We start from the raw sequence: 17,684 nt of genomic DNA on the forward strand, positions 1-17,684 counted from the left end.
CCGGGTCCTCTCCGGTCAGTGCCCGAAGGGGTCCGGGTCCACGCCGGGCATCCAGGTCAGGCCCGGGACGCCCCAGCCGCTCTTCTTGGCCTGCTTCATCGCCTTGCGGGAGTACCGGTCGATCAGGCGGTTGACGTACAGCTTGCCGTCGAGGTGGTCGAATTCGTGCTGCATGACCCGGGCGAACCAGCCCGTCGCCTCGAACTCGATCGGGTTGCCCTCGCCGTCGAAACCCTGCACGCGGGCCCATTCGGCCCGCTTGAGGGGGTAGTGGCCGCCCGGGAAGGACAGGCAGCCTTCCTCTTCCTCGTCGGGGTCGGGGAGCGCCCCGGAGACTTTGGAGAGGGTGAGGACCGGGTTGACCACGACACCGGAGGGCGGCGCGCCGTCGTCGTTCTCGTACTTGTAGACGAAGAGGCGCTTGCCGACCCCCACCTGCGGGGCGGCCAGGCCGACGCCGTTGGCGGCGTCGTTGGTCTCGAACATGTCCGCGATCAGGGTCCGCAGCTCGTCGTCGAAGACCTCGACCTCGGCGGCCCGGCGGTGCAGCACGGGTTCGCCCCAGATGGTGATGGGCAGGACGGTCATGGCGCGGGGCTTCCTTTGCTGCGGAGGAGGGAATGGTGCTGGAGAGGGGACGGGTCAGCCGGCGATGCCGCGGCCGACGACGTCCCGCATGATCTCGTTGGTGCCGCCGAAGATGGTCAGCAGGCGGGCGGCGAGGAAGGCCTGCGCCACCGGGTATTCCATGATGTAGCCGTAGCCGCCGTGCAGCTGCAGGCAGCGGTCCGTGACGGACTTCGCCCGCTCGGAGGCCCACAGCTTCACCCGGGCGGCGGAGGACGCGTCGAGTTCCCCGGCGTTGAACGCGGTGATGGCCCGGTCCACGTAGGACTCGGTGACCTCGACCTCGGTGAGGATGTCGGCGAGTTCGAAGCGGCTGTTCTGGAAGTCGATGATTCGCTCGCCGAAGGCGTTGCGGTCCTTTGTGTACCGCACGGTCGCCTCATACACGGCGCGGGCGACGGCGGAACCGGCGACGGCGATGCCCAGCCGGCCCTGCGGCAGCTGCCCGGCGCAGTAGCGCAGCCCCTGGCCTTCCTCGCCGACCAGGTCGGCGTGCGGGACCCGGACGTTGTCAAAGAAGAGCTCGGGGGTGTCGGAGGCCTTGAGGCCCATCTTGTCGAGCTGGTTTCCGGTGGTGTAACCCTCGCCCTTGCGGACCATGAAGAGCGAGAAGGACTCGGCGCCGCCGCGGCCGCTCCCGCCGTCGGTGCGGGCGAGGACCAGGGCGGCGTCGCCGGAGATGCCGTTTCCGATGAACGTCTTCTGGCCGGTGATCAGCCAGTCATCGCCGTCGCGGACGGCCTTCGTGCGGACGCCGCGGAGGTCAGAGCCTGCGCCCGGCTCGGTCCAGGCCACGGAGGTGACGGTCTCGCCGGAGACCATGCCGGGCAGCCAGCGCTGCTTGAGGTCCTCCGAGCCGTAGGCCAGCAGATGCGGCAGGACCATGTCGTCGTGCAGGTGGAAGGCCAGACCGACGGCGAGGTGGTTGCTCTTGGCGAATTCCTCATCCAGCACGGCGCGGAACCGGTAGTCGGTCATGCCGAGGCCGCCGAACTCCTCGGGAACGGCGAGCCCCAGCAGGCCCTGTTCCCCGGCGGCGGTCCACAGCTCCCGCGGCATCATGTGGTCCCGGTCCCACTGCGCGTAGTGCGGGGCCACGGCGCGGACGTTGAACTCGGCCGCCATTTCGCGGAACATCTCATGGTCTTCTTCGAAGAGCTGGCGCCTCATCGCGGTTCCTTCCATGCGTTTTCGGGACAAACAGCAAAGGCCGCACCGGATATCCGGTGCGGCCTTTGGCAAGGTCGGACAATCGTGCCGTCCTCGGTGAGGGTGAGCGACGGGGGTTGAACCCGCGACCTCCTGGACCACAACCAGGCGCTCTGCCAACTGAGCTACGCCCACCATGTGCCTGTCAGTCGAACCGGCGAACCGGCCTTCCGGAAAGGCAACGACAAATAGCTTACCTGCTCCGCGGGGGTGCTTTTGCCAGTTTCGGCGATTTCATCAAAAAAAGGCCGAAACGTGGCGCAGATTACTCTGAGCGGGCGCCCGCGGGAGACTCGGCCGGGGCGCCCCCGGGGTTCCCGGCGTCGTCCGCGGCGTCCGCCGGCGCGCTGCCGGGGGCGGCGCCCGAGGTGGCCATGACGTCCTTGGCGATGCGCTGGGCGGTGGAGCTGTCCGGGCCGGGCGCCGGGACGAAGACGGCCTGCCGGTAGTAGCGGAGCTCGTCGATGGAGTCCTTGATGTCGCCGAGGGCGCGGTGGCCGCCGAGCTTGGCGGGGGACTGGAAGTATGCGCGGGCGTACCAGCGGCGGGAGAGCTCCTTGATGGTGCTGACGTCGATCACCCGGTAGTGCAGGTGCTCGACCAGTTCCGGCATGTCCCGGACCAGGAAGACGCGGTCGGTGCCCACCGAGTTGCCGCCGAGCGGGGCCTTCTTCGGGTCCGGCACCCACTTCTTGATGTAGGCCAGCACCATCTCCTGCGCCTCGGCCATGGTCTTGCCGTGCGGGAGTTCCTCCAGCAGTCCGGAGCGGGTGTGCATGTCGCGCACGAAGTCGTTCATCTGGGCCAGGGCGGCGTCGTCCGGTTTGATGACGACGTCGACGCCGTCGCCTAGGATATTCAGTTCCGAGTCGGTCACCAGGGCCGCCACCTCGATCAGGGCGTCATTCTTGGTGTCCAGGCCGGTCATTTCGCAGTCGATCCACACGATGCGTTCATTAGATATAGGCACGCGCCCAGCCTACCGTTCCGCCGCCCAGGAGGGGCCCGGTGCTACGATTTTGGCAACGCGGCCGTCGGAATTTTTCCTCCGTGCGGCGTGCCCCTGACCGGCTTTCAGGCCACGAGTGGGCTCCACCAGCACTCGACAGATTGGACACCCCTGAGATGACGGCGCCTGTACCTGCGGCGGGGAAGACGGCTGCCGGTACGTCCCGGGCATCCTCCGGGGCACCGTCGGCGGCGGCCCCGGACGACGTGGACAACGCACGCTCACCCATCTTCTCCGGATTCCTGGGCTCGCTGTTCATGTTCATCGGGTCCCTCGGCGTCGGCTGGCTGGCACCGGTCTCCGAACTGCGCCGTCTGCCGCTCTTCATCTGGATGCGCACCGAGGCCGTGGGCGTCGGCATGTGCATCGTGCTGCTGGCGGTTGGCGGAATGCTGCTGGTGCGGGCGTGGCTGCGGCTGGGCCAGCGGGTGCGGCACTGGGGCGCCGGTGCGCGGAAGGCGACCTTGACCGCCGTCGTCGCGTGGGGCCTGCCGATGATGTTCTCCGTGCCGCTCTTCAGCCGCGACGTCTATGCCTACATCGGCCAGGGCCGGCTGATGGTCGAGGGCTTCAACCCCTACGAGAACGGCATCTCCGCGCTCTCCAACTACTTCCAGCTCGGCGCGGACAAGATGTGGACCGAGGCGCCGGTGCCCTACGGCCAGCTATTCCTCTGGATTGAGCAGTTCGTCGTGTGGTCCACCAACGTCCAGCCGGAGGCCAGCATCATGCTGTTCCGGCTGGCCGCACTCGTGGGGATCGTGCTCTGCATCATCTATGTCCCGAAGCTCGCGGAACTCCACGGGGTCAACCCGCACCGCGCCCTGTGGCTGACCGCCGCCAACCCGCTGTTCCTGACCAACTTCATCGCCAGCGTCCACAACGACGCGCTGATGATCGGTCTGGCCCTCGCCGGCCTCTACTACTGCGCCACCAAGCGGGTGCTGGTGGGCCTGGTCCTGGTGACGCTCTCGATTGCGGTCAAGCCGATCACGATCGTCTTCCTGCCCTTCATCGGGCTCCTGTGGGCCGGCAGGAACGCCCGGTGGCCGCGGAAGTTCGTGTTCTGGGCCCTGACCGCCGGGATCAGTGTGGGCCTGCTCTACGCCATGAGCGCCGTCAACGGTTTCGGCTTCGGCTGGATCAACGGCCTGTCCGCCCCCGGCAGCATCTGGATCTGGTACGCCCCGGTGGGCCTGGTCGGGCTGATCGTCGCCTCCATTTCCAACGCCTTCGGCCTCGACGGCTGGGGCTTGGCCAAGTACGTGTACGACGCCGGCAAGGTCCTGGCGCTGGGGATCGTGGCCTGGCAGATTTTCCGCGGCGACTACGACCGGCTGATGCGCCGCCTGACCCTGGCCTTCGCCGCCGTCGTGTTCCTCGCCCCGATGATCCAGTCCTGGTACGTGGTGTGGCTGATCCCGCTCTTCGCCGTCACCGGTATCCGCGACGACTGGCAGGTCAAGGCCCTGTACTTCATGGTCTCGTTCTTCATGGTCTACGCGATTTCCGACCAGCTGGAGGTCTTCCCCTACCTGCAGAGCCAGGACCTGGGCCTGGCGCTGGCCCTGGCCCGCAACGCCGCCGCGATCATCGCCCTGCTGTTCGCGCTCTACCTGATCTTCCTGGACCCCAAGACTAAACAGCTGTTCAGCAAGCCGGAGGAACCGGTCACCAGCCGGCCCGTCATCTGAGGCGGGTCACCTGGGGCCCCTCCTCCAAGGGTGCGGCTGGTCCCAGCTTCCTTAACGCCTCGCGGCGGGAGAGCGGGCTCAACCCGTCCCCGGCGCGGTCGACGAAGCCCCGGACCCAGTCCGGATCCGTCGTGGAGAAGTCCCGCAAGGCCCAGCCGATGGCCTTACGGATGAAGAATTCACGGTCGCCGAGGTTGGCCGTGATCACGTCCGCCAGCAACGCCCGGTCCGTGGCGCCCTTGGCTCCCAGCTGGGCGGTGATGGAAGCACGGCGGATCCAGAGGTCCGGGTCCTGGCTCCACCGGCGCAGCAGCGACGCCATCGTTCCCGGGTGGGCCAGCAGCAGACCGCCCAGGCGGTGCGCCAGGGAATCGACCAAGTCCCACCAGGCACCGTCGCGGATGATCTCCTCGTACAGGGGAAGCATGGCGAGCTCGTCCCGGGCCAGCCGTAAGCCGGTGAGTTCGATGGCCGCGAGCCGTTCCTCCCGCCAGCGTGCCTCGCGCCACAGCCCGGTGACGGCGGCGGTAAGTTCAGACAGCGACTGCGGCGGCAACCGCCGGGCGGCATTCCTGACGATGGCCCGGACCTCCGGGACCCGGACGCCCAGGGATGGCATCTTTGACTTCAGATACCGCTGGGCCGCCGCGCCGCGAACCGGATCCGCCGCGACGTGCAGGGCAGTGCGGATGGTGGTGACGAGGCCTTCGGACATGCGGCAACTGTAGGGCAGTCCGGCCGGTCTGCGCTCCTGCCGTTCCTCCGGCTTGGCGTTTCCTCCGGCCTAGCGGTCGCGGGTGCCCTTGCCGGCCAGACGGGTGCGCTGGCGGTGCGCGGTCAGCCGGAGCTGGATGATGCGGGCGGCCCCGGCGATGGCTACCAGCACCCCGCCGCCGACTGCGGCGATGAACAACGCCACCCCCAGCGGGACGGCTCCCGCCAGTCCGAAGTACTTGACCTGGACGTAGTCCTGGTTCTGCAGGATGAAGACGATCAGCAGGATCAGCACCACAAGGGCGACGGCGACGACGGTCCAGACCATCCCGGCGCGGGTCACCTGGCGGGCCTCGTGCGTGGGCGCGGGTGCTGCCGTGGTGGCGGGGGCGGGCTCCGGCGTGGGAGCCTCTGCGGGCGTCCGGGCGGGGGCGGACGTGGCCGCCGGGGTGTCCTCCCGGGGGAGTCCGGTGGTTGCGTGCTGCGGTGTCGCCGGGGTGTCGGCCTGGTCGTAGGAGTCGAATCCGCGGGGCGTCTGCGTCATGGCTGCCTTACTTTCGGTTACGGGCCGGAGCCCTGCCTCCATCTCTCGACTCAATACTAAGCCTGCTTATGGCTTGGGCGGGAGACGGCGCTCCGGAAGCTGAGCCGGGGAGCCCAAGAAGCGGCGGGAGCTTAATCGGAACGGCCCCGGTCACGGATAGTCCGTGACCGGGGCCGTGCAGGCGCCCCAGGAGGGAATCGAACCCCCGACCGGCGGATTAGAAGGCCGCTGCTCTATCCCCTGAGCTACTGGGGCACTCGCGTGCCCATCGGCCGGAGCCGGGCACGCCTCAAGAAGTTTACCGTGCCACCACGGCCCATTTTCCACATAGCCCCGGTACGGACTGCCGTGCGCCGGACCCCGGTTGCAGAGTGGGAAGGACCAGCCAGCCTTCCCATGAGACAGGACATACCAATGAATGACAGCATCACCATTCGGGGCTTCGTCGCCACGGAGATCAAGAGTTCGACGACGCCCGGCGGCGTCGCCACCGCGTCCTTCCGGCTGGGTTCCACCGGACGGCGCTTCGACCGGGCGGCCAACGCCTGGGTGGACGGGACCACCAACTGGTTCACCGTGCAGGGCTACCGCCAGCTGGCCGGCAACATGGCCTGCAGTATCCGGAAAGGGCAGCCCGTCATCGTTGCCGGCAGGCTCAAGATCCGCACCTGGGAGTCGGAGGGCCGCATCCACCACGCCGTGGACATCGATGCCGACGCCATCGGTCACGACCTGTCGTGGGGCGCCGCCAACTTCACCCGCAATACCGGCGGGCAGCAACAGCAGTCGGACGGGGCGGACCAGGGTGGGACTCCGGGAGCCGCCGGGCAGGGGAGCGGCGGCGACGGCGGAGCCGACGCCGCGGAGGAGTTGCCCGACTTCGACGAGGAAACCGGAGAGGTGAAGGAGGACGCCGCCTGAGGGCCTCGTTTCCCGGCCAGTGCCAGCAGGCTGCCGGCACCGCCGACCAGAGGGGCTCGGACAAGAGCGGTGAAGGCGGTGACGGCGATGTCCGGACCGGTGCCGGTGGCAGAATGGCCGGGTGACCCGGCCCAGACTCCTTCCCCGCGCGCTGTTCCCGACGTCCGCCACCCTGGCAGGCATTGTGGTGGCAGCAGCCCTCGCCGGATGCACCGGGTCGGGCGATACAGTCGCCCCCGCGGCATCAGCGTCCACCGCCGTCGCGACCGTGACGGCCACGCCCACAGCCCCCTCCGCGCCCACGCCCACGGCTCCTTCGACGGCGGGCGGCTCGGCGGCCACGCAACCCGAGGATGCGGCCAAGGTGCGCGACGCGCTCGCCGGCCTCGCCGCTGGGTCGGTGCCGGGGACGGACAGCGTGCGGGCGGCCCTGGTCCGGGCCGGTTACGCTCACGGGGCCATCGAGGTCACCGCCAGCCGGACCCCCACGGGCCTGGACGCCGACGCCGTGGAAGCGTCCGTCCGGCAGGGCGGGGACTGCGTCGTCGCCCAGATCCGGGGGCGGTCCGTCACCGCCACCGTCCTGCCGGCCCTCGCCGACGGCCGCTGCCTCGCGGGCCCGGCCGCCTGACCGGTCTCCCCCGGTATGGGCGGCGCGGAACCTGTCGCCTCGGAATGTGAGTTATCAGCGCCGAACCACTAGATTTGAGAGTATGGCGGAATTTATCTACACAATGACCAAGGCCCGTAAGGCCGTTGGCGAAAAACTCATCCTCGACGACGTGAGTATGTCCTTCTTCCCCGGTGCCAAGATCGGTGTTGTCGGCCCGAACGGCGCCGGTAAGTCCACCATCCTCAAGATCATGGCCGGCCTGGACACTCCCTCGAACGGCGAGGCTCGGCTGAGCCCCGGCTACACCGTCGGCATCCTGCTGCAGGAGCCGCCGCTGAACGAGGAAAAGACCGTCCTCGGCAACGTCCAGGAGGGCGTGGGCGAGATCTACGGCAAGATCCAGCGCTTCAACGAGATCTCCGAAGAGATGGCCAATCCGGACGCCGACTACGACGCCCTGCTTGAAGAGATGGGCCAGCTTCAGGAAGCGATCGACGCCGCCGACGCCTGGGACCTCGACTCCCAGCTGGAGCAGGCCATGGACGCGCTGCGCTGCCCGCCGGCCGACGCCGACGTCACCGTGCTCTCAGGTGGTGAGCGTCGCCGCGTCGCCCTCTGCAAGCTCCTGCTGCAGAAGCCCGACCTGCTGCTCCTCGACGAGCCCACCAACCACCTCGACGCCGAGAGCGTGCTCTGGCTCGAACAGCACCTCTCCTCGTACCCCGGCGCCGTCCTGGCCGTCACCCACGACCGGTACTTCCTGGACCACGTGGCCGAATGGATCGCCGAAGTGGACCGCGGCCACCTCTACCCCTACGAGGGCAACTACTCGACCTACCTCGAGAAGAAGCGTGCCCGCCTGGAAATCCAGGGCAAGAAGGACGCCAAGCAGGCCAAGCGCCTCGCCGAGGAACTCGAGTGGGTGCGCTCCAACGCCAAGGGCCGCCAGACCAAGTCCAAGGCCCGTCTGGCCCGCTATGAGGAAATGGCTGCCGAGGCAGACCGGACCCGCAAGCTCGACTTCGAAGAGATCCAGATCCCGCCGGGACCGCGACTGGGCGGACTGGTCCTGGAGGCGAAGAACCTGCAGAAGGGCTTCGAGGACCGGATGCTGATCGACGGCCTGTCGTTCTCGCTGCCGCGCAACGGCATCGTGGGCGTCATCGGCCCCAACGGCGTCGGCAAGACCACCCTGTTCAAGACCATCGTCGGCCTGGAGCCGCTCGACGGCGGCGAACTGAAGGTCGGCGACTCGGTGAAGATCTCCTACGCGGACCAGAGCCGCGGCGGTATCGACCCGAACAAGACCCTGTGGGAGGTTGTCTCCGACGGACTCGACTTCATCCAGGTCGGCCAGGTCGAAATGCCGTCCCGCGCCTACGTCGCCGCCTTCGGCTTCAAGGGCCCGGATCAGCAGAAGAAGGCCGGCGTCCTCTCCGGCGGTGAGCGCAACCGACTGAACCTCGCGCTGACCCTCAAGCAGGGCGGAAACCTGCTGCTCCTCGACGAACCGACCAACGACCTCGACGTCGAAACCCTCAGCAGCCTCGAGAACGCCCTGCTGGAATTCCCCGGCTGCGCCGTCGTCGTCTCGCACGACCGCTGGTTCCTCGACCGGGTGGCCACCCACATCCTCGCCTACGAAGGTGACGAGGAGAACCCCTCCAAGTGGTACTGGTTCGAGGGCAACTTTGAATCCTACGAGGAGAACAAGGTGGAGCGCCTCGGCCCCGACGCGGCCAAGCCGCACCGGGTCACCCACCGCCGCCTGACCCGCGACTAGTTCCGCGGCCGGCCCGCCAACGCAAAAGCCCGGCGCGCCCCCGAGAGGGGGTGCGCCGGGCTTATGCGTTAAAGGCGTTCGCCGTTACCGGGGCGCCGGTTCCGTGGGCACCCGGATCATGCCCTCCTGCGCCACGGTGGCGACGTGCCGGCCGTCGCGGCTGAAGATCTTCCCGGTCGCCAGGCCTCGGGCGCCCTGGGCGCTGGGGGATTCCTGCACGTACAGCAGCCATTCGTCCACCCGCACGGGCCGGTGCCACCACATGGCGTGGTCCAGGCTCGCCACGGACATCCCCGGCGTAATCCAGCTCAAGCCGTGCCGCCGCAGGACCGACTCCAGGAGGGTGTAGTCGCTGGCGTAGGCCAGCGCGGCGCGGTGCAGGCCGGGATCGTCCGGCATCGGTCCAAAGGTCCGCATCCACACGGCGTTGCGGGCCTCCTTGGGCCCCTCGGCCGAGACATACAGGGCAGGGTCCACGTGGCGGATGTCGAAGGGCCGCTCATAGGCCCAGTGCCGGGCCACCGGGTGGTCGAACTTGCCCAGCAGGTCGGCCGTGCTCGGCAGCGACTCCGGGTCCGGGATTCCCTCCGGCATCTGCGTCTGGTGCTCGATGCCCTCATCCTCGTCCTGGAAAGAGGCGATCATCGACAGGATCGGCTTGCCGTCCTGGTATGCGTGGACCCGGCGGGCCGAGAAGGAGCGCCCGTCGCGGAGCCGCTGGACGCCGAAAGTGATCGGCTGGTTCGCGTCGCCCGGCCGCAGGAAATACCCGTGCATCGAGTGCACGCCCCGGCCCTCGGGAACCGTCCTGCTGCCGGCCACCAGCGACTGCGCCAGCACCTGGCCGCCGAACACCCGCTGCCGGGGCTGCTTTTGCGACGGGCCCAGGAAAATGTCCTCGTCCGTCCGGGCGCCCTGAAGTTCGCCCAGGTCCAGGAGCTGGATGAGCGAGGTGGTCGGGTCCTCCGGGGGTGCGGCCTGCACTGCGGCTTCGGCTTCAGTCATGGTTTGACTTTAGACGGCGGCTTGGCCGGGCTCCAAAGAGGCTCAGCCGGTAAAGTCGGGAATGTGTCTGATGTCCTCACCGAGTCCCTGCAGTTTTCCGATCCCCGCGACCTTGCCGACCTGCGCACCTTCGCCACCAGGGCCAAGGCGGTGGACGACGGCGGCATCCGCCTCAGCGCCGACGGCACCGTCCTGGCCGCCTACGTCTGCCTCCTACGGCCGCGGCTCTTGGGCGAGGGAACGCCGACTATCCTGGGCCTGCGCACGATGGCTCTGGCCGCGCCCGCCCGGCTGGACGTGACCGTGCCCCTCGCGGCGGTGCTGGACCGCCTGGCCCGCTCGGGGCCCGACGACGTCGACCTTCCCGTCCCGCCGATGACCCTGCGGGAATCCTGGGCCGGCGTCGGAGCACCCCGCGGCGGCTGGGAACCGGCCGGCACCGTCCCCGACGCGGAACTGCGGCGGGCGGCTGAGGAGGGGATCAGGGAGATCGCCGGCATCATCCCGGACAAACCCGGTGCCCTGATCGTCAACAACGCCCGCGCCACCGTCTGGGGCCGGCCGCTGCCGGCGGCGCACGGGTTGCCCGCGGGGGCGGCCTTCGCGGCGCTGACCCTGGGGTTCCTGGCCGAGGGGGAGCAGTCCGTCTTCCGCGCCGACACGTGGTTCCGGCTCAGCAGCCCCCGCGGCCACGTGCTGGTCCGCGCAGGGTCCGGCCTCTAGCGGCCCCCGCGACGACGCCCTATCCTTCCGTGACGGCGGCGAGGGCTACCGGAGTGTCCTGACCCTCCCAGGTGCCGACCAGGGAGCGGGCTGCCGGCGGGACAGCGGGGTCGAGCCGCCGGTAGACCAAAATTTCCAGCGCACCGGCGCGGATCACGGTCCCCTCCGCGGCGTCGCTGGCCGTGACGTCGCCGACCTCCGGAACCGGTGTACCCGCGGTTCCCGTGCCGTGCACGGTAACCGACTCGGGGAGGACCTTTTGCCCGCCGTCGACCTGCAGGACATGCTGTGCCTGCGGCGTGCCGGCCAGGATGGCACCGGCCAGGGCACGGACGTAGGCCGGGTCCGCGCACGCGTCGTAGACCCAGCGGCTGCCCAGGACGGAGTGTTCCATGGTGCCGACCAGGTGATCGTCGCCGCCGGGCAGGGGAGCGCCCCGGTAGCTGAGCGGCACCTGGAACACGGCGCCGCCGGAACGCACCAGGATGGTCTCGAGGCCCACCTCCCCCTCCGGGTCGTCGAAGCGGAAGTGCCCGGCCTTCTCCGGGGCGGACCCGGTGTCCGGGAACCAGGACCGGCCGGGGAGCCAGCGCTCGAGGAGTTCCATCTTGGAGGGGGTCAACGTTGCCTGATGAATGATCGCCATGACCGCCAGCCTAGACCCGGGGGCGCCGGGAAGTGCTCGGAAGTGCCCGTAAGCGGGCCCGGTACGGGTGGGTACGCAGCTCAGAAGGTCAGCACGTTCAGTTCCGACGCCGGCACGAAACCGAGCCGCGCGTAAAAGCTTCGAGACTCCGACGACGGAGAGAGGAGCATGCGGACCGCGTTGATCTCCCGCGAATAGGTCAGGGCGGCCTCCACCAGCTGCGCCCCGATGCCGGCGTTCCTGCGGTCCGGAAGCACATAGACGTTCCCCAGGTACACCCAGCGTGAGATGTCCTTGCCTGGCTTGGGCATGCGTTCGAACACCATGAGGTTCAGCATGCCCACGGGAACGCCGTTGTGCTCGGCGAGGAAGAAGGTCCGCGGATTGGCCTCCAGCCACCGCTTGAGCACGGCGACGAACTCTTCCGGGTCTATGGTCGTGCCGTCGGCGGGTGCCTGTTCGGCCGTCCAGGTGGCCCGCAGCGCGGCGAGGGCGGGCAGGTCGCCGTCGACCGTTTCGCGAATGGTGATCATGGCTCCAGCCTAGGCGGAGGGGACCCCTTGCGCGGTCATACCCGGGTGGGTATTATAAATTTCAGAAAGACCCCGGAGGCATCCCCCCAAGTGCCTCCGGGGTCTTTCTCTGTGTGCCGGCCGGCAAGCGGCGCAACCCGCCTAGGCTCCGGACGGGCTGTTGACCATGGAGAGGGCGGCCCGCTCCATGTAGTCCCACAGGGTTCCCTCGTGGAGCGGCGGGAGCTCCAGGGCATCGACGGCGGTGCGCATGTGCCGGAGCCAGGCGTCCTTGGCCTCCGGGGTCACGCGGAACGGCTGGTGCCGCATCCGGAGCCGGGGGTGGCCGCGTTCCTCGCCGTAGGTGGTGGGACCTCCCCAGTACTGCTCCAGGAACATGAGGAAGCGGCGCTTCGCCGGCGCGAGGTCCTCCTCCGGGTACATGGGCCGCAGCAGCGGGTCGGTGGCGACGCCGTCGTAGAACACGTCGATGAGCTTTACGAACGTCTCGTGCCCGCCGACGGCGTGGTAGAAGTTGTCGGTGTAGCCGGGCTTGCTGAAGGGGTCGTTCTGCATCAGCTGCCGGGGCTGGCGGGGATCTCCGCCGAGGGGGATGGTCATTACTCTCCGGCTTTCTGCTGGGGTGCTGCCTCGGCGGCACCGGCCTGGTCGGCCTCGTCGGCGGGCGGGGTGTAGGTGCCCTGGGAGCGGTTGCCCACACGGAGGATCTCGCCGTTGCGCAGGTACCAGATGGTGCCGTCGTCGGCGCGGACCCGGGTGATGCGCAGGCCCATCGACTCCACCGTGCCCACCACCTCGGAGGTTTCGATGACGTCGCCGATGCCGTACTGGTCCTCGATGGTGATGAAGATCCCGGCCAGGAAGTCGCGGATGAGCTGCTGGGCGCCGAAGCCGATCGCGACACCCAGGATGCCGACGCTGGTCAGCAGCGGCGCGATATTGACGTCAAGATACTGCAGCACGTACATCGCGGTGATCACGACGACGAGGACGCTCACCACACTGGTCAGCAGCGCGCCGATGGTGCGGGCCCGCTGCTCCCGGCGCTGGTGGTCCAGCGCGCGCAGGGCGGGGGCAACCCAGCGGAACCGCGGCTTCTTGAAGAAGGTGCTGCCCGCGGCGACGCGCTTGGTGATCCCGGAAATCACGAAGGACGCCACCAGCCAGACGAGGACGCCCACCCCGATGCTGATCAGGGCTCCGGGCACGTTGATTGCGGAGACATCGAGCGGTGTCAGGGGTTCGGGGGTGGTCAAGCTCAAGATCAAGTGGTACTGCTCCTTCGGCACGCCCGCGTTCGCCGGCCGCATAAGACTCTGTTCACTGTCCAGACTAGCGCCGTAGCGTGGCCCCATGCGCATCCTCGTCCTCGGTGGCACCGCCTTCCTCTCTGCCGAAATCGCCCGGCAGGCAGTAGCCGCCGGCCACGACGTCATGTGCCTGGCCCGTGGATCCCGGACCGCGCCGCCGAAGGGTGCCAGCTGGCTCAAGGCGGACCGCTCGCAGGGTCCGGCTGCCTACGCCGGGGCCGTCCACGCGGGGGAGTGGGACGCCGTCGTCGACGTGGCCCGCGACCCCGGGCAGGCGGAGGATGCCCTCGTGGCGCTCGCCGGCCGCGCACGGCACTGGACCTTCGTCTCCAGCTGTTCGGTCTACGCGGACCCCTCGGTCCCCGGCACGGCGGAGGACGCCGTCGTGCTGCCGCCGCTGCCCGCCGGGACGCCGGCGACCATGGAGAACTACGGTGCCGCGAAGTCCGCGATTGAACACCTGACCCTGGAACTGGCCGGGGACAAGGCGCACCTGTGCCGGCCGGGCCTGATCGGCGGGCCCGGGGACGAATCGGACCGTTACGGGTACTGGCCTGCCCGCTTCGCCCGACACCCGGGACCCGTCCTCGTCCCGGACACCCCGGCAGCATTGACCCAGATCATCGACGTCCGGGACCTGGCCGCCTGGGTGCTGACCGCGGCGGAGCGGGGCGTTACCGGGCCGCTGAACGCGGTCGGCGATCCCGTGCCGTTCGCCGAATACCTCGATGAATCACGGCGTCTCGACGGGGGAGCCGCGGAGATCGTGGCCGCGCCGCCCGACTGGCTCGCCGCGCGCGGGGTGAACTATTGGGCGGGTCCGGACTCACTGCCGCTGTGGCTGCCGCCGGGCCACGAGGGATTCACCACCCGCAGCAACGCCGCGGCGGTTGCGGCCGGACTCCGGTTGCGGCCGTGGACCCGGACGCTGGCGGACAGTCTCGACGACGAGCGGCGCCGGGGGCTGGACCGGGAACGCAAGGCCGGACTCAATCCGGACACCGAGCGCCGGCTGCTGGGGGAATGGCGGGACGCGACGGACCCGGTTGGCGCCGCAGGCTAATCGCCGCCCGAGGCTGGGAGGCGCCGAACCGTCAGCCGGCGGACGCCTCGTGCCGGACCGGGAAGTTGACGCTGCGGGCGATGAAGCAGAGTGAGTTGGCCTCGTGGTGCATCTCTGCCAAGGTTTCCGGGGCCACCGGTTCCTTCGTGGCCACCACCGGACGCAGCGTGACCGACTCGAACTGGCCGCTGCCGTCCCGGTTGGTCCGCATCAGCCCCTCGGCCCGGTCCCGGTAGCCGGTGACCACCACGCCATGCTTCACCGCCACGTGCAGGAAAGAGAGCATGTGGCACTGGCTTAGCGCGGCCAGGAGCAGTTGCTCGGGGTTGTACCGGCCGGGGTCGCCGCGGAAGGTCGGGTCCGCCGAGCCCTTGAGGACCGGCAGGCCGGGAATCTCGATGTCGTGGTCCCGGCCGTACGCCCGGTAGCCGGACGTCCCCTCGCCGAGGTTGCCCGTCCAGGTGACCGTCAGGGCGTAGTGGTGCTCGTCCAGGCTCATGCCGCCAGTCTAGGACACGTCCCCGCCCAACTGACTGGCAGCAGGGGCCGTTCTGAGCGTCCAAAACGGCCTTAGCTGCGAGCTAGTTGGGCGGGGTGGGGGCTTCCTGCCTAGCCGACGTCCGCGGCGCGGGCGCGCAGGGCGCGGGCCACGCCGTCGCGGTTCTCCAGCATCATCCGGCGCAGGGCGGCGCTGTCCGCCGGCAGGGCGGCGAGGAACTCGTCCGTGCGGTCCACGGTGGCCTGGGTGGTCAGCTGCGCCGGGTAGAGCCCGACGACGATCTGCTGGGCCAGGGCGTGGGTGCGGTCCCGCACGATCCCGGGAACGGCCTCGAAGTACTTCTCCGCGTAGGGCTCGAGCAGGGCGGTGTCCAACACCCGGGTGAAGCCGGCGACGGCGGACCCCTGCAGAGCGTTGGACAGCTCGCCCGTCACCACGATCGACTCCCAGGCGGCGGCTTTGGCCTCCGGGGTGGGGATGGCGGCCGTGGCCTGGGCGGCCGCGTTCTGGCCGGTGGCGGTGTTGTCGTGCTCGAGCTCGGCGTCGATCTCCGCCTTGCCGGCCCGGCTGCCCACCACGAGGGAGGTGATCAGTTCCCAGCGCAGGTCCTGGTCCACGGTGAGGCCCGGCAGCTCGCGGGAGCCGTCCAGTAGCCCGGCGACCGTGTCGAACTGCGCGCCCGTGCGGGCCAGCAGAGCGTAGGACTTCACGAACTGCAGCTGGGCGTCGGAACCGGCGGCCACGCGGGAGGCGAGGTCCCAGAGCCGGTCCGCGGCGGCGGCCGCCGTGGCGTCCTTGTGCTCGGCGGCGACGTAGAAGTTCAGCGTGGTGGCCAGCTGGCGCAGCTGCACCAGGATCACGGAGGAGTCCGTCTCCTCCGCGATGTTGGCCAGGATCAGCTCCACGTAGCCGCGCGCCGGGGTCTCGCCGTCGCGCGCCGCGTCCCAGGCCGAGCCCCAGACCAGGGTCCGCGGCAGGCTGCGGCCGAAGTCCTTCAGGTGCGCCGTGGCCGTGGCCCACGATTGCGGATCAAGCCGGACCTTCGCGTAGGCGAGGTCGTCGTCGTTGAGCAGGATCAGGTCCGGCCGCGCCAGGCCGGCCAGGGCCGGGACCTCGGTGCGTGCGCCGTCGACGTCGAGCTCCTCGCGGTGCACGCGCTCCAGCTTGCCGGCGCCGTCGAGGTTGTAGAAGCCCACGGCCAGCCGGTGCGGGCGGATGGTCGGCTGCGCTTCGGTGGCGGACTGCAGGATCGCGAAGGAGGTGATGGTCCCATCCTCGCCGACGGACAGCTCCGGCTTCAGGGTGTTCACGCCGGCGGTCTCCAGCCAGAGCTTGCCCCACTGGTCCAGGTCGCGGCCGCTGGCCTGCTCCAGCTCCACCATCAGGTCCGCCAGCTCGGTGTTCTTCCACGAGTGCTTGCGGAAGTACTCGCGGACGCCGGCCATGAACTCCTCCGGACCCACCCAGGCCACCAGCTGCCGCAACACCGAGGCTCCCTTGGCGTAGGTGATGCCGTCGAAGTTGACCTCGACGTCCTGTAGGTCGTTGATCTCCGCGAAGATCGGGTGCGTGGTGGGCAGCTGGTCCTGGCGGTAGGCCCAGGACTTTTCCACCGAGGCGAAGGTGGTCCACGCGGCGTCGAACTTGGTGTTTTCGACGGCGGCGAGGTGGGACATGTATTCGGCGAAGGACTCATTCAGCCAGAGGTCGTTCCACCAGCGCATCGTCACCAGGTCGCCGAACCACATGTGGGCCAGTTCGTGCAGGACGGTGATGGCGCGCCGCTCGACCTGCGCCCCGGTGACCTTGCTGCGGAAGACGTAGCCCTCCAGGATGGTCACCGCCCCGGCGTTCTCCATGGCGCCGGCGTTGAACTCCGGCACGAAGAGCTGGTCGTACTTCTCGAACGGGTAGGGGCAGCCGAACTGCGCCTCGAAGAACTCGAAGCCCTGGCGGGTCAGTTCGAAGATGTTGTCCGCGTCCAGGTACTGCATGAGGGATTTGCGGGCGAAGACGCCCAGCGGGGTGACCTTGCCCGTGGCGGAGACCACCTCGCTGCGGACGCTCTGGTACGGGCCGGCGATCAGCGCGGTGACATAGGAGGACAGCCGCGGGGTCGGCGCGAAGGCCCAGACCGAGCGCGCGCCGCCGTCCTCGCCCGGGCTGGTCTCGGACGGTGCCGGGGTGGGGGAGTTGGACACCACGTCCCAGTGCGACGGCGCGGTGACTGTGAACGTGAACGTGGCCTTGAGGTCCGGCTGTTCGAAGACGGCGAACATCCGGCGGGAGTCGGGGACCTCGAACTGGGTGTAGAGGTAGACCTCGCCGTCGACCGGGTCCACGAAGCGGTGCAGGCCCTCGCCGGTGTTCATGTAGGGGGCGTCCGCGACCACCACGAGTTCGTTCTTCGCGGCCAGGTCCGGGAGCTGGATGCGGATGCCGTCCGAGACCTCGGCCGGGTCCAGTTCGCGGCCGTTGAGGGTCACGCTGTGCACGGTCCGGGTGACCGCGTCGATGAACGTGGAGGATCCCGGCGCCGCGGTGAAGCGCACGCGGGTGGTGGAGCCGAAGACGGTGTCGCCCCGGGTCAGGTCCAGGGTCACGTCGTAGGAGTCGACGGCGATCAGGGCGGCGCGCTCGCGGGCTTCGGCGCGTGTGAGGTTCATACCGGGCAAGGGGGCCTCCAGGAATGCGGGAACGGGAGATGGGGATAGGCGTGAAGTTATTCTTTCACGCCTTGCGGCCTTGGCAAGTTGCCCCCGTCACAGCCCAGCCGCCGGTGGCGCGGACG

Annotated in this window: 18 protein-coding genes and 2 tRNA genes; 6 read left to right on the plus strand and 14 right to left on the minus strand. The window is 69.3% G+C overall.

What is annotated here, in order from left to right; all coding sequences use genetic code 11:
• Window positions 1-15: 15 nt before the first annotated feature.
• The 4 genes from def to orn form a co-directional block, all read right to left on the minus strand.
• A complete protein-coding gene (gene def, locus QWJ39_RS09645; protein ID WP_290257587.1) occupies window positions 16-588 on the minus strand; it encodes a peptide deformylase in 573 nt (190 codons plus the stop codon).
• A 54-nt stretch (window positions 589-642) separates the two neighbouring features.
• On the minus strand, window positions 643-1,797 hold the full coding sequence (locus tag QWJ39_RS09650; RefSeq protein WP_290257588.1) for an acyl-CoA dehydrogenase family protein: 1,155 nt from the start codon (window positions 1,795-1,797) through the stop codon (window positions 643-645).
• Between the two features lie 101 nt (window positions 1,798-1,898).
• A tRNA-His gene (locus tag QWJ39_RS09655) sits at window positions 1,899-1,971 on the minus strand.
• A gap of 130 nt (window positions 1,972-2,101) precedes the next feature.
• On the minus strand, window positions 2,102-2,806 hold the full coding sequence (gene orn / locus QWJ39_RS09660; RefSeq protein ID WP_290257589.1) for an oligoribonuclease: 705 nt from the start codon (window positions 2,804-2,806) through the stop codon (window positions 2,102-2,104).
• Between the two features lie 155 nt (window positions 2,807-2,961).
• Here orn and mptB point away from each other — a divergent pair, with 155 nt between their 5' ends.
• Entirely contained in the window at window positions 2,962-4,539 is a 1,578-nt protein-coding gene (gene mptB, locus QWJ39_RS09665; protein ID WP_290257590.1) for a polyprenol phosphomannose-dependent alpha 1,6 mannosyltransferase MptB, read from the plus strand.
• Here the strand turns inward: mptB and QWJ39_RS09670 are convergent.
• The 3 genes from QWJ39_RS09670 to QWJ39_RS09680 all read right to left on the minus strand — a co-directional run bounded on the left by QWJ39_RS09670 (window position 4,532) and on the right by QWJ39_RS09680 (window position 6,052).
• A complete protein-coding gene (locus QWJ39_RS09670; RefSeq protein ID WP_290257591.1) occupies window positions 4,532-5,254 on the minus strand; it encodes a DNA alkylation repair protein in 723 nt (240 codons plus the stop codon). The two genes, mptB and QWJ39_RS09670, sit on opposite strands and share 8 nt — an antisense overlap.
• 69 nt (window positions 5,255-5,323) lie before the next feature.
• Complete coding sequence (locus QWJ39_RS09675; protein WP_290257592.1) at window positions 5,324-5,797, minus strand: lipopolysaccharide assembly protein LapA domain-containing protein; 474 nt, start codon at window positions 5,795-5,797, stop codon at window positions 5,324-5,326.
• 182 nt (window positions 5,798-5,979) lie between these two features.
• A tRNA-Arg gene (locus QWJ39_RS09680) sits at window positions 5,980-6,052 on the minus strand.
• 159 nt (window positions 6,053-6,211) lie between these two features.
• On the opposite strand from QWJ39_RS09680, the gene QWJ39_RS09685 reads away from it, so the two are divergent.
• The 3 genes from QWJ39_RS09685 to ettA all read left to right on the plus strand — a co-directional run bounded on the left by QWJ39_RS09685 (window position 6,212) and on the right by ettA (window position 9,114).
• Window positions 6,212-6,718 carry a single-stranded DNA-binding protein gene (locus tag QWJ39_RS09685; RefSeq protein ID WP_290257593.1) on the plus strand — a complete coding sequence of 169 codons (507 nt, stop codon included), beginning with the start codon at window positions 6,212-6,214 and terminating at the stop codon, window positions 6,716-6,718.
• A gap of 121 nt (window positions 6,719-6,839) precedes the next feature.
• The gene (locus QWJ39_RS09690; protein WP_290257594.1) at window positions 6,840-7,349 is read left to right on the plus strand and encodes a hypothetical protein; all 510 of its coding nucleotides are present in this window, start codon (window positions 6,840-6,842) and stop codon (window positions 7,347-7,349) included.
• A gap of 82 nt (window positions 7,350-7,431) precedes the next feature.
• A complete protein-coding gene (gene ettA / locus QWJ39_RS09695) occupies window positions 7,432-9,114 on the plus strand; it encodes an energy-dependent translational throttle protein EttA (protein ID WP_290257595.1) in 1,683 nt (560 codons plus the stop codon).
• Window positions 9,115-9,198: 84 nt separating this feature from the next.
• Here the strand turns inward: ettA and tesB are convergent, their stop codons facing one another.
• On the minus strand, window positions 9,199-10,119 hold the full coding sequence (tesB, locus tag QWJ39_RS09700) for an acyl-CoA thioesterase II (protein WP_290257596.1): 921 nt from the start codon (window positions 10,117-10,119) through the stop codon (window positions 9,199-9,201).
• 63 nt (window positions 10,120-10,182) lie between these two features.
• Between tesB and QWJ39_RS09705 the strand changes: the two genes are divergently transcribed.
• Window positions 10,183-10,842: a hypothetical protein gene (locus QWJ39_RS09705; protein WP_290257597.1), complete on the plus strand. Its 660-nt coding sequence runs from the start codon at window positions 10,183-10,185 to the stop codon at window positions 10,840-10,842.
• Between the two features lie 19 nt (window positions 10,843-10,861).
• Here the strand turns inward: QWJ39_RS09705 and QWJ39_RS09710 are convergent, their stop codons facing one another.
• The 4 genes from QWJ39_RS09710 to QWJ39_RS09725 form a co-directional block, all read right to left on the minus strand.
• Window positions 10,862-11,488, minus strand: a complete 627-nt coding sequence (locus QWJ39_RS09710; RefSeq protein ID WP_290257598.1) for a hypothetical protein — start codon at window positions 11,486-11,488, stop codon at window positions 10,862-10,864.
• A gap of 80 nt (window positions 11,489-11,568) precedes the next feature.
• Window positions 11,569-12,021 (minus strand): GNAT family N-acetyltransferase, encoded by a 453-nt coding sequence (locus tag QWJ39_RS09715; RefSeq protein ID WP_290257599.1) that lies wholly within the window; start codon window positions 12,019-12,021, stop codon window positions 11,569-11,571.
• Between the two features lie 141 nt (window positions 12,022-12,162).
• A complete protein-coding gene (locus tag QWJ39_RS09720; protein ID WP_290257600.1) occupies window positions 12,163-12,621 on the minus strand; it encodes a globin in 459 nt (152 codons plus the stop codon).
• Window positions 12,621-13,286, minus strand: a complete 666-nt coding sequence (locus QWJ39_RS09725; protein ID WP_290257880.1) for a mechanosensitive ion channel domain-containing protein — start codon at window positions 13,284-13,286, stop codon at window positions 12,621-12,623. The genes QWJ39_RS09720 and QWJ39_RS09725 overlap by 1 nt, the downstream gene beginning before the upstream one ends.
• Window positions 13,287-13,374: 88 nt before the next feature.
• On the opposite strand from QWJ39_RS09725, the gene QWJ39_RS09730 reads away from it, so the two are divergent.
• Complete coding sequence (locus tag QWJ39_RS09730) at window positions 13,375-14,394, plus strand: NAD-dependent epimerase/dehydratase family protein (protein WP_290257601.1); 1,020 nt, start codon at window positions 13,375-13,377, stop codon at window positions 14,392-14,394.
• 31 nt (window positions 14,395-14,425) lie between these two features.
• Here QWJ39_RS09730 and QWJ39_RS09735 read toward each other — a convergent pair whose 3' ends face one another.
• Complete coding sequence (locus QWJ39_RS09735) at window positions 14,426-14,893, minus strand: OsmC family protein (RefSeq protein WP_290257602.1); 468 nt, start codon at window positions 14,891-14,893, stop codon at window positions 14,426-14,428.
• A gap of 110 nt (window positions 14,894-15,003) precedes the next feature.
• A complete protein-coding gene (gene pepN / locus QWJ39_RS09740) occupies window positions 15,004-17,559 on the minus strand; it encodes an aminopeptidase N (RefSeq protein ID WP_290257603.1) in 2,556 nt (851 codons plus the stop codon).
• Window positions 17,560-17,684: the final 125 nt, after the last annotated feature.

The organism is Arthrobacter sp. YD4 (assembly GCF_030410515.1).
In the GTDB taxonomy this organism is placed as follows: domain Bacteria; phylum Actinomycetota; class Actinomycetes; order Actinomycetales; family Micrococcaceae; genus Arthrobacter.

Coding starts and splice junctions, on each gene's coding strand:
- def (WP_290257587.1), bottom strand. CDS start 588: ATGACCGTCCTGCCCATCACCATCTGGGGCGAACCCGTGCTGCACCGC.
- QWJ39_RS09650 (WP_290257588.1), bottom strand. CDS start 1,797: ATGAGGCGCCAGCTCTTCGAAGAAGACCATGAGATGTTCCGCGAAATG.
- mptB (WP_290257590.1), top strand. CDS start 2,962: ATGACGGCGCCTGTACCTGCGGCGGGGAAGACGGCTGCCGGTACGTCC.
- QWJ39_RS09670 (WP_290257591.1), bottom strand. CDS start 5,254: ATGTCCGAAGGCCTCGTCACCACCATCCGCACTGCCCTGCACGTCGCG.
- QWJ39_RS09675 (WP_290257592.1), bottom strand. CDS start 5,797: ATGACGCAGACGCCCCGCGGATTCGACTCCTACGACCAGGCCGACACC.
- QWJ39_RS09685 (WP_290257593.1), top strand. CDS start 6,212: ATGAATGACAGCATCACCATTCGGGGCTTCGTCGCCACGGAGATCAAG.
- ettA (WP_290257595.1), top strand. CDS start 7,432: ATGGCGGAATTTATCTACACAATGACCAAGGCCCGTAAGGCCGTTGGC.
- tesB (WP_290257596.1), bottom strand. CDS start 10,119: ATGACTGAAGCCGAAGCCGCAGTGCAGGCCGCACCCCCGGAGGACCCG.
- QWJ39_RS09710 (WP_290257598.1), bottom strand. CDS start 11,488: ATGGCGATCATTCATCAGGCAACGTTGACCCCCTCCAAGATGGAACTC.
- QWJ39_RS09715 (WP_290257599.1), bottom strand. CDS start 12,021: ATGATCACCATTCGCGAAACGGTCGACGGCGACCTGCCCGCCCTCGCC.
- QWJ39_RS09720 (WP_290257600.1), bottom strand. CDS start 12,621: ATGACCATCCCCCTCGGCGGAGATCCCCGCCAGCCCCGGCAGCTGATG.
- QWJ39_RS09730 (WP_290257601.1), top strand. CDS start 13,375: ATGCGCATCCTCGTCCTCGGTGGCACCGCCTTCCTCTCTGCCGAAATC.
- QWJ39_RS09735 (WP_290257602.1), bottom strand. CDS start 14,893: ATGAGCCTGGACGAGCACCACTACGCCCTGACGGTCACCTGGACGGGC.
- pepN (WP_290257603.1), bottom strand. CDS start 17,559: ATGAACCTCACACGCGCCGAAGCCCGCGAGCGCGCCGCCCTGATCGCC.